General features: G+C 70.6%; 14 protein-coding genes. 8 read left to right on the top strand and 6 right to left on the bottom strand.

Features of this window, described 5'->3' with window-relative positions; translation table 11 throughout:
• Positions 1-88 precede the first annotated feature (88 nt).
• The 5 genes from ACFU6I_RS39120 to ACFU6I_RS39100 form a co-directional block, all read right to left on the bottom strand.
• Positions 89-718, bottom strand: a complete 630-nt coding sequence (locus tag ACFU6I_RS39120) for a SpoIIE family protein phosphatase (protein ID WP_384376326.1) — start codon at positions 716-718, stop codon at positions 89-91.
• Between the two features lie 144 nt (positions 719-862).
• On the bottom strand, positions 863-1,153 hold the full coding sequence (locus ACFU6I_RS39115; RefSeq protein WP_384376323.1) for a hypothetical protein: 291 nt from the start codon (positions 1,151-1,153) through the stop codon (positions 863-865).
• Between the two features lie 65 nt (positions 1,154-1,218).
• Complete coding sequence (locus tag ACFU6I_RS39110) at positions 1,219-1,674, bottom strand: hypothetical protein (protein ID WP_384376320.1); 456 nt, start codon at positions 1,672-1,674, stop codon at positions 1,219-1,221.
• Positions 1,671-2,669, bottom strand: coding sequence for a metallophosphoesterase family protein (locus ACFU6I_RS39105; protein WP_384376317.1), 999 nt, complete (start codon positions 2,667-2,669; stop codon positions 1,671-1,673). The genes ACFU6I_RS39110 and ACFU6I_RS39105 overlap by 4 nt, the downstream gene beginning before the upstream one ends.
• Complete coding sequence (locus tag ACFU6I_RS39100) at positions 2,669-2,965, bottom strand: plastocyanin/azurin family copper-binding protein (RefSeq protein WP_384376314.1); 297 nt, start codon at positions 2,963-2,965, stop codon at positions 2,669-2,671. Before ACFU6I_RS39100 ends, ACFU6I_RS39105 begins: the two co-directional genes overlap by 1 nt.
• A gap of 940 nt (positions 2,966-3,905) precedes the next feature.
• Here ACFU6I_RS39100 and ACFU6I_RS39095 point away from each other — a divergent pair.
• Together ACFU6I_RS39095 and ACFU6I_RS39090 are read left to right on the top strand one after the other, a co-directional pair.
• Positions 3,906-4,508 (top strand): sigma-70 family RNA polymerase sigma factor, encoded by a 603-nt coding sequence (locus ACFU6I_RS39095; RefSeq protein WP_384376311.1) that lies wholly within the window; start codon positions 3,906-3,908, stop codon positions 4,506-4,508.
• 25 nt (positions 4,509-4,533) lie between these two features.
• Complete coding sequence (locus ACFU6I_RS39090) at positions 4,534-5,322, top strand: zf-HC2 domain-containing protein (protein WP_384376308.1); 789 nt, start codon at positions 4,534-4,536, stop codon at positions 5,320-5,322.
• A 220-nt stretch (positions 5,323-5,542) separates the two neighbouring features.
• Here ACFU6I_RS39090 and ACFU6I_RS39085 read toward each other — a convergent pair whose 3' ends face one another.
• Positions 5,543-5,893: a hypothetical protein gene (locus tag ACFU6I_RS39085; RefSeq protein WP_384376305.1), complete on the bottom strand. Its 351-nt coding sequence runs from the start codon at positions 5,891-5,893 to the stop codon at positions 5,543-5,545.
• Positions 5,894-6,767: 874 nt separating this feature from the next.
• Between ACFU6I_RS39085 and ACFU6I_RS39080 the strand changes: the two genes are divergently transcribed.
• The 6 genes from ACFU6I_RS39080 (at position 6,768) to ACFU6I_RS39055 (ending at position 11,501) form a co-directional block, all read left to right on the top strand.
• A complete protein-coding gene (locus ACFU6I_RS39080; RefSeq protein ID WP_384376302.1) occupies positions 6,768-7,187 on the top strand; it encodes an ATP-binding protein in 420 nt (139 codons plus the stop codon).
• Positions 7,188-7,474: 287 nt separating this feature from the next.
• A complete protein-coding gene (locus ACFU6I_RS39075) occupies positions 7,475-7,891 on the top strand; it encodes a hypothetical protein (protein WP_384376299.1) in 417 nt (138 codons plus the stop codon).
• A 168-nt stretch (positions 7,892-8,059) separates the two neighbouring features.
• Entirely contained in the window at positions 8,060-8,887 is an 828-nt protein-coding gene (locus tag ACFU6I_RS39070; RefSeq protein WP_384376296.1) for a hypothetical protein, read from the top strand.
• A 2-nt stretch (positions 8,888-8,889) separates the two neighbouring features.
• On the top strand, positions 8,890-9,237 hold the full coding sequence (gene tatA / locus ACFU6I_RS39065; protein ID WP_384376335.1) for a Sec-independent protein translocase subunit TatA: 348 nt from the start codon (positions 8,890-8,892) through the stop codon (positions 9,235-9,237).
• Positions 9,238-9,625: 388 nt separating this feature from the next.
• Positions 9,626-10,573 (top strand): twin-arginine translocase subunit TatC, encoded by a 948-nt coding sequence (gene tatC / locus ACFU6I_RS39060; RefSeq protein WP_384376293.1) that lies wholly within the window; start codon positions 9,626-9,628, stop codon positions 10,571-10,573.
• A gap of 280 nt (positions 10,574-10,853) precedes the next feature.
• Positions 10,854-11,501, top strand: a complete 648-nt coding sequence (locus tag ACFU6I_RS39055; protein ID WP_384376289.1) for a hypothetical protein — start codon at positions 10,854-10,856, stop codon at positions 11,499-11,501.
• Positions 11,502-11,905 lie beyond the last annotated feature (404 nt).

Below are 11,905 nucleotides of genomic sequence, written 5' to 3'. Positions count from 1 at the left end.
GCCGTCACCGAACGGGACGCGAACGCGGGAACCCAGCGCATCCAACACCGTTCGGGATGCGCCCAGTACGCAACAGTGGGTCCAGGACTCACTCATGCACACTGGATAGGAACGGTCGGCCAGGTTCCAGCACACGCTGGTCCAGGTAGGCCGCGAGGTCGGGCAGGGTGGCCTGGCGGTGCGCGCCTTCCCGGAAGGCGCCCAGCAGCAGGGCGGCGTCGCTGATCGCGGTCAGGCCCCTGCCCGTCACATCCCCGATGATCAGCCGGGTGCCCGTGGAGGTGCGGGCCGTCGCGTACAGGTCGCCGCCGAGCAGCGCCTGCTCCTGCGCCGCCAGATACACCGATCCCACCCGCAGCGGACCGATCCGGCGCGGCAGCGGCCGCAGCACCACCCGCTGCGTGACCTCCGACACCGTCCGTATCAGCTCCAGCTCACGGGCGTGCCGCTCGCGCAGATAGCCGAAGGCCGTCACGATCACCGAGACCACCAGCAGGGCGATGATCTGCGAGTCGAAGTCCGTAATCGGGTGGCTGTTTTGAAGACCGATGACGAGCATGCCCGCCACAGCCAGCGCAGCGATCGCCCCGGTGATCAGGGTGGAGGCGAAAGACGCGGTAAGCGCGGGCGCCACGATCAGCAGCGACGGGCCCATCGGCAAACCGGGGCTCAGCACGTCGGTCAGCACGATCGCCACGATCAAGCCCAGCGGAAGCACCAGCAGAGCGTTACCGGCCTGCCGTGAGCCAGGACGGTGTGCTGACCGCTGCCACGGGCGCATATTTCCTGCTTGCACCGTTCCTAACCGGTGTGCATGAGCGAGGCCTGGACCCAGCTCGTGGGCCGCCGGGTTCGGGGGCGGTCAGGCCAGGTTCCGGTCAGCTCGGCCGGGGTGGAGCAGGGTGGCCCGTAGGTCGTGCTCGGTGATCTGGTCGGCGGGGCGGTGGAGTGTCCAGCGGTGGACTCCGCCGTCCATGGGCAGCACCACCTTGACGACGGTTTCCAGCGGTGGGTAGCCGGGTTCACCACAGCTGAATTGGCGGATCACGACGGCGGTGTCGTCGTCCAGGCCGAGCAGGATGCGCACGGCGTCCCTCAGTTCGCGCAGGTGCGGGCTCGGCCAGGCGATTCCTGGGCGTGGTTCCAGGTGCATGGGAGATGCCTCTTGTTCCGGGAAGAGTGGCGGGTGGCGTGGACGGCGGGCTTCGCCGTGGTGGTTCAGTGGGGTGGTGTGCGGGTGGTGGCCCGGTTCCGGATCGGTGGACTGACGGGTGGTCGGGCAGCGCGGTGTTGTGTGGCCATGGTCAGCTGCCAGGTCGCGAGGAGCAGCAGTGTGCCGGTTTCGGCGAGGAGGCTGAGGGCGGCCTGTGGTGCGGGCTGCAGACCGCGCTCGGTGAATCCGAACACGCCTACGGTGCGCGAGGCGGTGAAGCCGCCAAGGGCTCCGAGTGCGACGCCTGCGGCGGCGGCCCTCAGCAGCAGGGGTGGTGTCCCCATCAGCAGCAGGGCGGCGAGGGCGAAGGAAGCGCCGGCCTGGAGGAGGAACAGGGGGCCGATGATGTGGATGAAGCGGTACTCGTCGACGTAGAGCTGGGCGTGGATGTATCCGCCGGCGGCGAGGGTTGCGGCAGTCGCCCACCGCAGGGCGGGGGGTGGGAGTCTTCGGGTGTTCATGCCAGCCTCTGGTCCTTGATGGCCAGTTCGCGGTCGCCTTGGCGGTAGCCGACGCTGCGGATGCCAAGTGCTTCTTTGAGCTGTCGGGCGGGGACGACCTGCGGGGTGGGGGCGGGGGCACGGCCCGGTTTGGGCAGGGGGTAGGCGGTGGTGGTGGCGGAGTGGAAGGTGATGTTGCCGTCTGTCTTGGTGAACAGCTGGTGGACGTGCCCGTTGAGACAGGTGACAGAGGAGAAGCGGCGCAGGAGGGCGATGACCTTCAGGGCGTCGTCGGTGCTCCAGCCCCACTGCGGGTACATGGCGAAGAGCGGGATGTGGCTGAAGACCACGATGGGGGTGTCCGACGACAGTCCGGCGACGTCCTTGCGTACGAAGTCGATCTGGTCGTTGCCGAGGTGGCCGAGCTTCTCCAGGCTCAGGGTGTTGACCAGGGCGATGAAGTGCACGCCGTGGGTGTCGAAGCTGTACCAGCCGTCGCCGAGCGTGCCCGTGCCGAAGGTCCGCCGGTAGGCGCGGCCCGCGTCGCCGATGGAGTCGTGCTCGCCCGGTACGGTGAAGACGCGGTCTGTCTTCATTGCGGTCATCATCTGCTTGACCTGGTTGAACTGTCCGGCTGTGGACAGGTGGGTCAGGTCGCCGCTGTGCATGACGAAGTCGGGCCTGAATCCGAGCGAGTTGATCTGGTTGATCGCTTCGGTGAAGGAGCCGGCCACGTCCATGTTCGCAGGGCCCTGGAACCCGATATGGCTGTCGGAGACCTGCACGAACCGCAGCGCGCCGCTTCCCGCGGCGGCGGCACCGGCAGCCTTGGCGTTGGTGTCCCGGGAGTCGGCGATGTGGCTGATCACTTCTCCACTGACCACGGTCAGCACCACCGCGCCGCCGAACCATCCTGCGTGGCGTATGAGTTGGCGACGCGTCATGCCGTGTTCCGTGTCGGGCCGACCGGCGTCGTGGTCCGGCGCTGCGTCGTGACTGTCGTAGTAGTTGGTCATCAGGTCACCTCCACGGTGGCGGTCATGAACGGATGGATGGTGCAGAGGTAGGCGTAGGTGCCGGGTTTGGTGAACGTGTGGCTGTAGGTGGCGTGGGTGGTCAGGGCGGCGGAATGCAACGGGCCGCCCGTTTTGGCGCTGGTGACGGTGTGGGCGTCGGTGTCCTGGTTGGTCCAGGTCACTGTCGTACCCGCCCTCACCTTCAGCGTGGCGGGGGCGAATGCGAAGTTCTTGATCGCCACGGCGTTCCCGGTCACCGGCGCGCCCGTGCTCGGGTGACTCGCGGGCATGCTCATGCTGGGCATCGGTGAGGCGCCGGGAGGGGATCCCGTCGTGTTCCCCGACCCTGTGGCACCGGGCATCCCGGCCGTCCGGTGCTGGCCCGGACCGGGTGTGATGGCGCCGGCTGCAAAGGGCGAGGGGTGCGGCGACTGGCCGCATGCGCTGAGGAGCCCCAGCGCGCCGGCGGTGGCGATGGTGGCAACGGCCAGCCCGGCCGCAGCGCGTGATCGCCGGCCTGGTGTGCGGAAGTTCCGATGCATGGTGTCCGCTCCTCACTGATCGGACGGAGACGGGGGCTGCGCCGGCAGGGGGCGCAGGCAACCGCAGGGATGTGTGGTGGATGCCGTGTTCATGGGGGCGTGCCTCTGACGGACCCGGCGGTCGAGGACCGGCCGGGGCTGCGCGGTGGCGCCGGCTTCGGTGCACGAGGGCGCGGTGAGCGTGGCCGGCGTCAGGAGCGCGTGCGTCGCGTGGTGTTTTTCGGTCACCTCTGGTCCGTCCTTTGTCGCACGGGGAGTCGATGAGGAATTGCGCGTACGTCGGCTCTTGTCCGGCTCCACGGACGGCGGGGTCCCCACGGTTCGGTAGATATGCACTTTTTGTGAGACCTCTTGATGTCGCCGCGGATCAGTCGGCCTCCCCTGGGGGCCGCGCACGCTCGGTCCTGGGGCGTGTGCCGGAAGTCCCGCCTGCCCCGCGACGCCCGGCACGCACGCTCGCCGCGTTGCCGGGCCCGCCCGAGTACGTCCTACGAGGGCGACCCTCCGCCGTGCGGTCGCACGCACCGGACGCCGCCGGGCCCATCCTTCGGGCGGGCGGCGGGACTTCCGGCCCACGCCCCGGTGGTGCCGCAAGGCCCGGCAGGGACGTATCGCCCGCGGCGCTCGCAGAGTGCCACCTGCACCATGCCGTGCGTTACAGGACAAAGCAGTACATGTACGCGATGATCGGCTTATGCCCTGGCGTTCCCGAAAACGTGATCCGAGGACCGATCCGGATCGCTCCGCGCGCCGTGTTTCCGGTAAAGGGACCCTTTCGACCGCGGATGAGGAACTGCTGCGCACTCTGTACGCGGAGCACGCAGGGCCCCTGTTCCACTACGTGCTGCGACTGACTTCAGGAGATCGGCAATGGGCGGAGGATGTGGTGCAGGAGACGCTGCTGCGGGCGTGGCAGCATCCCGCCGCGTTCGATCCCGCACGCGGCCCGGCCCGGGCATGGCTGTGTACGGTTGCCCGGCATCTGGTCATCGACGCCCACCGGGCCCGGCAGGCCAGGCCTGCCGAGGTCGGCGGCGAAGCGCTGGAGCGAGCCGTCGAGCAGACACCGGGCGAGGACGAGATCGAGCAGGCACTGCAGAGCTGGGCGGTTGCGGACGCCGTCCGGACGCTGTCCCCGGACCATCGCGCGGTGCTGCTGGAGACCTACTACCGGGGCCGGACCATGGCGGAGGCCGCACGGGTGCTGGGCATCCCGCTGGGCACCGTGAAGTCACGGACGTACTACGCCCTGCACGCCCTGCGGCTGGCGCTCCAGGAGCGGGGGATCGAGCCATGACCGCGGCGGGCAGGAGGTGGCGACCATGAGTGCGGAGCACGACGCCCTCCGGCTGGCGCTGGGAGGGTACGTCCTGAGCACGCTGCCCTCGGCGGACATGGAACGGGTGCGCGTCCACCTCGCGGAATGCGCCGAATGCCGGGCCGAACACACTCAGCTGGCGGGGTTGCCTGCGCTGCTGGCGACGGTGACCGAAGCCGAAGCCTCAGGCCAGACGGTGCCGACGGCCGACGGGGACCTGACCGACCGGCTGGTGGCACGGGCAGCCGAGGGCGCGCAGGGCTCCCTGCCCGAACGGCCCGCCGCGCCCGCGGTGTCGCAGGTGCCGGAGGGGGGTGTGCTGGAGAGGCTGCTCCAGCAGGCCGCGTCCCGGCGCCGCAGGACCTGGCGTCTGCAACTGGCCGGCGCTGCCGCCTCGCTGATGTTCATCGCGGCGACGGCCGGCGGCACATGGCTGGCGGCTGTCGGATCCGTGGGCACTCAGGCGACGCCGCCCGGGCCGACCGCGCCGGCCGCCTGGCGCACCTTCTCCGGAAGCGATCCCACAACCGGCGTCTCCGCCTCGGTGAAGGTCTCGCCCTCCGCCTGGGGCAGTGCCCTGCAGGTCTCCGCCAAGGGGGCACCCGCCGGAATCACCTGCCGGCTGCAGGCGGTCGGGCTCGGCGGAGCCAGGGCGGACGGCGCTACCTGGCGGGCAGGCGAGTACCCTCCCGGCACCACGATTCCAGGAGCGGTTGCCATGTCCCCGGGAACCATCGACCACTTCGAGATTCTCGCAGGCAACGGTCAGAAGCTGGTCACCATCAGGGCGTGACGCGTCCACAGCTGTCGGGTGCGAGCGCACGGCGGCACCAGAGGCCAGGAAGACGTCGCTGCCGAAGGGCCGTGCCGCGGGCGCAGGGGGCCGGCCGGTCGACAAGAAGCGGGCCGCCTCACGACCTGGGCCGGGCTGGAGGAGCGCGCTGAGGACGTCCAGCCGATGGCCGTCGAGAAGGCGTGTGCCCGTGACATCGGCTGCACAGGCACGCTCGTGATCACCGTCGTCGATCGATGCCACCACGCCGCACGGCTCCGGGACCGGCGAGATCGTCCGACAGCGGTTCGCCAAACGGCCGGCGGATGAGCGCGGCGGCCTCGAAGGCCGGCACCGGCACCTCTGTGGCCGAGGGGCTGATCGGCGCCACGCGCGCGAAGGCGGCGGGCGGTCGATGCGGCTGCCACAGGCCGGGAAAGGCCACCTCCGCGGCCGGGCGGATCAGGGTGAAGGCCGTCCGGGCGCACGACCGGCAAGTCGAGGGGCGGGGCATGCGGTCATCCGGCCGATCCGGCCGCCGTGGTGTCACATCCCCGGGGCCGGTCAGGTGCTGCGGCTGCTTCGCCTGCACCCCCTGTCATCGGGGGGCGTGCCGGCACCCGGGCAGTTCAGCGGCTCGGTCGTGGGGCTTTTGCCCGCTCCCGTCACGCGGCTTGCGGCAGTGACAGGCCGGCCACCCCGCAGCGGGCCCCCTCGGGCGCCGGCCGCGTACATGGGCGGGCACGGCTGCGCCAGGGCCGGCGGCATGCGCCTCGGCCTCCACCGGGAGGAGGCCGAAGCCGGCGCCCTGGTCCTTCCCGCAGCGCGCCGACGGTTTCCGGGCCCAGGCCACCCCCACCCCCCGGCTCCAACGAATCGGCCCGGTCCTCAGCCGACTTGATGCGTGAGTGCGCCGGCGGGGCGTGCACTGCCTGTTTGGGTGGCCGGTGGCGCTGCCCCGGTCTTTACGACGGCACGGCCCGGGTGTTCCCCTCCCCCGCGCGAGCAGCGGTATGCGGTTCGCCCAACGGCCGGTGACCTCGACTCTCCTTTTCCTCCGAAGTCCGTGCAGCCCGCAGAAGAGGATCCAGGATCTCTGCACGCCGGGTGTCGCGACCGGGCCGGGATGCGGGCAGGGACGGCCGTCCGGCTCTGCGGCGCGAGGTTCCCGCAAGGCCGTTGCGGAGGACCACGGGCGAGGAGACCGAGCCGCCGGTGCCTGGTCCGGCTGCGTACGGCATCGAGCTCTGACAGGGGGCGAGTGAGTCCGGCCAGGCCGCCGGCATCGACATGACGCACAAGAAGTCGAACAAAAGGTGCGAATGACTCGAACCGTTCGGCATGCGTCGCCCGTGGAACTCAATGAGCGCGCCCATGCAGGATCCCGCCCACCGACCGCCCCCGATGCGGTCTCCTCCGTTCCGGCCTCCGCACATCCACAGAAGAGCCAGAAGACCATGTTTGTGATGGATTCCCCCAGCCCGAGTTCACTGCTCGGCCGGCCCTGCCGCCACCAGGCGCTGCTCACCCTGCCCGCGCAGGAGGCGCATGTCTCCGCCGCTCGTCACTTCGCGGCCGATCTGCTGGAGACCTGGAGTGTGCCCGCAAGCGAGCGGGACTCCGCCGTTCTCATCGTCGACGAACTCGCCGCCAATGCCGCGCAGTACGGCCGCGAGCGCATGACCCTGCTGCTCGTCCTCGACGACGGCACTTTGCACATCGTGGTCACTGACTCCGGCACGACCGTGGAACGCCATCGCCCCGACATCGCCCCCGACGAACACGGCCGCGGCACCGGCATCGTCCAGTACCTCGCCCAGTCGACCGAGGTCCATCAGACGCGCAGCGGCCGCGAAGTCCGCGCCTGCCTGAGGTGCTCGCCATGACCGGGCCGGACGTTTTGCACGAGCTGCGCCCCCCTGCCGGGGCCGGCACCGGCGCACAGCGACGGGTCACCGGGGGCGGCTGCGGCGCCGGGTCACCCGACGCCCCCCGCGAGTGGGCCTTCGCAGCCCACCAGCCGTGCCCCGTCGACGGCTGCCCGAGCCCGGCCCAGGTTCCCTTGCGGTCCGCAACACCCCCATCGGCCCTTGATCACGGCGGCCCCGACCACGGCACGGTGCTGTGTCAACGCTGCGGCGCCAACCCCCTACGCACCGGCGGAGGTGTGAGCGTGGACGTCACCCCGAACAGCCATGAGGACATCGGCGCCCCGCCCCCGCAGGAGGCGTACGCGAATGCGCCCGATCTGCGCCGCGAGATGCACCAAGTGCTCGCTCTCGGGGCCGAACGCGACGGCCGCCGGGCCAGGCCCGTCACCGGCCCCCTGGTCGACGCGACGGCCGCCGAACGGGCCTGGCTGCTACGCCGGGCGGCTCTCATGGACCGGATGGCCCTGGACGACCCCGGCCGCGGCCCCCTCGCAGCCGCCGCAGAAACCGCCGAACAACTCGTCCTGCACGACCGCCGCCATCCCGACCTGGTGGCCGGCCCGCACCACCCCGACGCGATCACGCTCGCCCCCGGCCACCGCCTCTACGTCCGCCAGGAGTACGCCGCCTGGACGGCCGCCGGGCGCCCCGGGATCTGAACCGGCCCCGAACCGACAGGAGAAGGACACATGAACCGCAAGGACATCGGCACCCGGCACGCCCCCGCAGCAGCCGGCCGACTCCTCTCGTCCTGCCTTCCACGCCCGGCAGCCACGCGTGAACACCGCGCCGGTCGGCGACAGGAACGCTCACGCCAGGCAAATCCGGTGAACGCACCGTGGCCGGACCCGCAGACCCACCGGCTGTTCCAGGTGCCCGGACGTGGTTGCTCCCAGGGACAGCGGCTGGGCCTCCATCCGGCCCAAACGCCCCCGCACACGGTGCGGGCCGGTCAGCCGGCACAGGTGGCCACGCAGGTCACAGGCGGCGAACTGCGCCTCACCGCAGGCCCGTTGCCGGTCGAGCCCCCCGCGGTTGCGGCGGCGACGGGCGACGAGTTCACTTGCGCGGCCCGGCCGGACGACGCCGTGGGAATCTCCCGATGGCGCGGGCGGCGAACACCGGTGAAACCGCCGTGCCAGGTGCACCGGGAAACCTCCTCCCCGGCGCCCGCGCACGAGACCGCGGGCACGGACGCGGGCCTGCCCGGCCACCTCCTGCGGACCCCCTTCTGCGACGACGAGTGCCGGCCACCCGCCGGTGCAGAGCCCTGCCGGGTCGTGGACATCGACCGTGTCCAGCAGCGTGATGTCCCGGCCGAGTGCGGCCGGGACACGGAGGGGGAACTCTTCGCCGTACCGGCGCACGGGCAACCGTGCCGGACGCGCCCGCCCGCGGCAGCCGGCCGTCGTCCGCGGTCAAAGGTGTGCCCCTTCGGCCGCGCCGGCCTTCCGCAGGGCCCGGTCGTGGGCGGGACGCTTCTTCGGGCAGCGGCCGAGGCTCTGCACGCACCCGACGAACGATGGGGACATGCGTGGGGCGGCACGACACGATGCGCCGCGGGCGCTCCCGCTCCCACCGTCGCCGCGCAGGAACAAGCGGCACGGATCGCCGAGCCAGACATGAAGGCCGACGCGTTCGAAGGGGTGGTGTGACGATGTTCCGCAATGCGCTGGAGCCCTGGCACCTGCTGATCCTGGTCGCCGTGGTGGTCTTGATCTTCGGCTCGAAGAAACTGCCCGACACGGCCCGGGCACTGGGCAAGTCCATGCGGATCCTCAAGAGCGAGACCAAAGCCATGAAGGACGACGACGCCTCGAACGAGCCACGCCCCGAGCCTCAACCTCAACCTCAACCTGAGCCTGAGACTGGGCCTGAGCCGGGACCGGGGACGGGACGGGGACCGGGGACGGGACGGGGACCGGGGGCGGTCCCGGGCGCTCCCGGAGACACCGCCACCGCCCGCACCGCGCCCACGGACAGCACGACCAGCCACTGCGACTGAGCCCGGTCCTGCGCGCCCCTGGCTCGTCCCCGCACGAGGAGGCTGCCCCAAGCCTCCCCGGCCGGCTCACCTCTCGCGCTGTCGGGCCGCCCGCGTCGCCGTCTGCGGTATCGGCCGGCGTCCCGGCCGGAGCAGTGATGTTTCCCGGCCCGGGCGCGCGGCGTGACAGCGGACGGTCCGAGGACCTTCGTGAGCCGCCCGCCCTCGGGCCGGGCCGGGCAGACCAGCTCGCGGCACGTGGTGCCGGCCTGGACCAACTGCCTCCTGGACGCGCTACCGGCCGCAACCGGCGCCGTGGCGAGCTCGCGCCCCACCGGGCGGCAAAGACGGTCAAGTACGGACGCAGGGCCGGTAGTTCCCGGTCCGCCACACGAGATGAGGACGTGGCGTGCCCCAGTCAGCCCGCACCAAAAAGAAGGATCCCGAGGGGCGGATGCCGCTCGCGGAGCACCTTCGTGAGCTCCGCAACCGGCTCGCCAAGGCCGTCCTTGCCATCCTGGTCGTCACGATCATCGCGGCCTTCTACTACAAGGGCATCGTGAACTTCTTCACCAGGCCGGTGCTGGACTCGGTCGGCTGCCCGACGTCCTTCGCCGATCTGGCCAAGCAGACCGCGGACACCACCTGCGCGCGAATCACGATCAACGGTCTGCTCGCGCCCTTCACCCTGGCGCTGAAGGTGTCCCTGATGGCCGGCGTCGTGCTGGCCTCGCCGGTATGGCTGTACCAGCTGTGGGCGTTCGTTGCCCCCGGCCTGCACAGGCACGAGCGGAAATACGCCTACGCGTTCGCCGGCGCGGGGGTCCCGCTGTTCCTCGGCGGCGCCTTCCTCGCCTACAAGGTGCTGCCCACGACCGCGAAGGTGCTGATCGACTTCACCCCGCACGGGATAACCAACCTGCTGCCGCTGGACGATCTGCTCGACCTCGTCACCCGCATGGTGGTCGTCTTCGGTCTCTCCTTCGAGATGCCGCTGCTGCTGGTGATGCTGAACCTCACCAAAGTGCTGTCCGGCCGGCGGATGCTCGGCTGGTGGCGCGGCATGGTCATGGGGATCGCGGTCTTCTCGGCTGTGGCGACGCCGAGCACGGACCCGCTGACCATGCTGGCGCTGGCCGCACCGATCTGGGCGCTCTATTTCGCCGCCGTTGTCTTTTCGCTTCTCCATGACCGGCGCAAGGCCCGAGGAGAGGCAGAGGGACCCGGCGACGACGAGATCTCCGACCTCGGCCTCACCCCGCAGGACATCGGCGAAGTGGAACCGGTGTCCCCCAGCCAGGCCCTGCCCGCGCAGCCGGACGCTGACGACGACCGCGCCGACAATGAGACGACCTGACCTGAGGGTGCCTTCAGCAGGGCCGGGGACCGGCACGGCGGCCCGTGAGGGCTCCGATTCCAGCCCCCGCCCGTCAAACCGTGCATGCGTTTCTCGCGCACCCGGCCTACCGACATCGTTCACCGGCCGGCATGCGCAGCCACCCTGCGTTCCCGGACAGGCGGAACACCCCGAGCCGGTTGAACCACGCGCCGTCACGGCGCCCGCCCCAACAGCGGCCGGGGACACCGCGCTTGCGATTCCCACACATCAGATATTCCAGACAAAAGCGACCTCACTGGTGGACGCCCTGCCGGCCGGGTTCAGCCTCTCACCTGAAGGCCATCGCACCGAGAACACCCAGCGGTGCCCTGGATGGAAACGAACGCAGGCCGCTGACCGCATTGTTGAGCTGGTGGTCCTTCTCGTGGACGCTTGCGGGGTGAACGAGGACGGCGCATCCATGCTGAGAGAACTCCAGTCGCTGGACCCCGCGGTGCGCGCGGACGTCCTGCGCGTGCTGGACTGCGTCATCCAAAACCTCCCCGCTCACTGGCAGCGCCGCAAAGGGGTGCCGCAGCTCATGGTGTTCCTCGACGGTCCGAAGGATGTACGGATGGAGAAGATCACCCTGCGGGAGCTGTCCGGGCACGGGTATCTCGACGAGTTCGCCCGCCGGGCCGGCAGCGTCCCGGTATCGAAGGCCAGGGAACACGGCTGTGCCGCCCTGGTCCACGGGAACCGTATTCACGCGAGGATCAACCAAATCGGCCCCGCCGGATCGGGCCGGCACCGTCCCGACACCTTCGTTTGCGTCCGCACCGTGCACCGGGATTTGAGAATGAGCCCATCTTTTTCTCTCACGTTCGATGTCGAAGGCCGGCTCTTCCCACGGCTCGTGTTTCATCAGCGGGTCTTCGGCACCATCGCCCGCGCCCGGCAGAGCTGAGCCCGAGGCGAGTACTCCGGCCGTACCGGGAAGCTTCGGCCGCTGTCACGCAACGAAGCCGACCGCAGAAGGCGGTGACCGGTGACAACAACGCGGCTGCCCGGGTTGCCTGTGCCAGGTGGCCTGCCGGTTGAGCGACAAAAGCGAGTTGAGCACGACGTGCGGCCCCGCTCAAGGACTGGCCTATGGGGAAGGAGCCGATGCGCCCGCCGTACGCAGTCCACCGCCGCGGTTGCCGTCGGTCTCGCAGCACGCGGCTCACAGGAGGATCAGCCCCTGGCCGAAACACCGCACCGACGGGCAGCGGGCCGCTGAGTAAGTGCCTTTCGAAGTCGGCGCCCGGTTGCGTACGGACACTCAGGATGCGGCGGCCGGTACACCGACGGACACCCCACAGACGGCCA

Origin of the sequence: Streptomyces sp. NPDC057486 (assembly GCF_042802415.1) — a bacterium.
GTDB lineage: Bacteria > Actinomycetota > Actinomycetes > Streptomycetales > Streptomycetaceae > Streptomyces > Streptomyces yanii.
The sequence above is the reverse complement of the archived record's forward strand: the minus strand, read 5'-3'. Positions and strand labels throughout refer to the sequence as shown.

Excerpts from the sequence above, each read along its gene's own strand:
- ACFU6I_RS39115 (WP_384376323.1), bottom strand. The coding sequence starts at position 1,153 with ATGCACCTGGAACCACGCCCAGGAATCGCCTGGCCGAGCCCGCACCTG.
- ACFU6I_RS39090 (WP_384376308.1), top strand. The coding sequence starts at position 4,534 with ATGAGTGCGGAGCACGACGCCCTCCGGCTGGCGCTGGGAGGGTACGTC.
- tatA (WP_384376335.1), top strand. The coding sequence starts at position 8,890 with ATGTTCCGCAATGCGCTGGAGCCCTGGCACCTGCTGATCCTGGTCGCC.
- ACFU6I_RS39095 (WP_384376311.1), top strand. The coding sequence starts at position 3,906 with ATGCCCTGGCGTTCCCGAAAACGTGATCCGAGGACCGATCCGGATCGC.
- ACFU6I_RS39080 (WP_384376302.1), top strand. The coding sequence starts at position 6,768 with ATGGATTCCCCCAGCCCGAGTTCACTGCTCGGCCGGCCCTGCCGCCAC.
- ACFU6I_RS39100 (WP_384376314.1), bottom strand. The coding sequence starts at position 2,965 with ATGAGCATGCCCGCGAGTCACCCGAGCACGGGCGCGCCGGTGACCGGG.
- ACFU6I_RS39110 (WP_384376320.1), bottom strand. The coding sequence starts at position 1,674 with ATGAACACCCGAAGACTCCCACCCCCCGCCCTGCGGTGGGCGACTGCC.
- ACFU6I_RS39105 (WP_384376317.1), bottom strand. The coding sequence starts at position 2,669 with ATGACCAACTACTACGACAGTCACGACGCAGCGCCGGACCACGACGCC.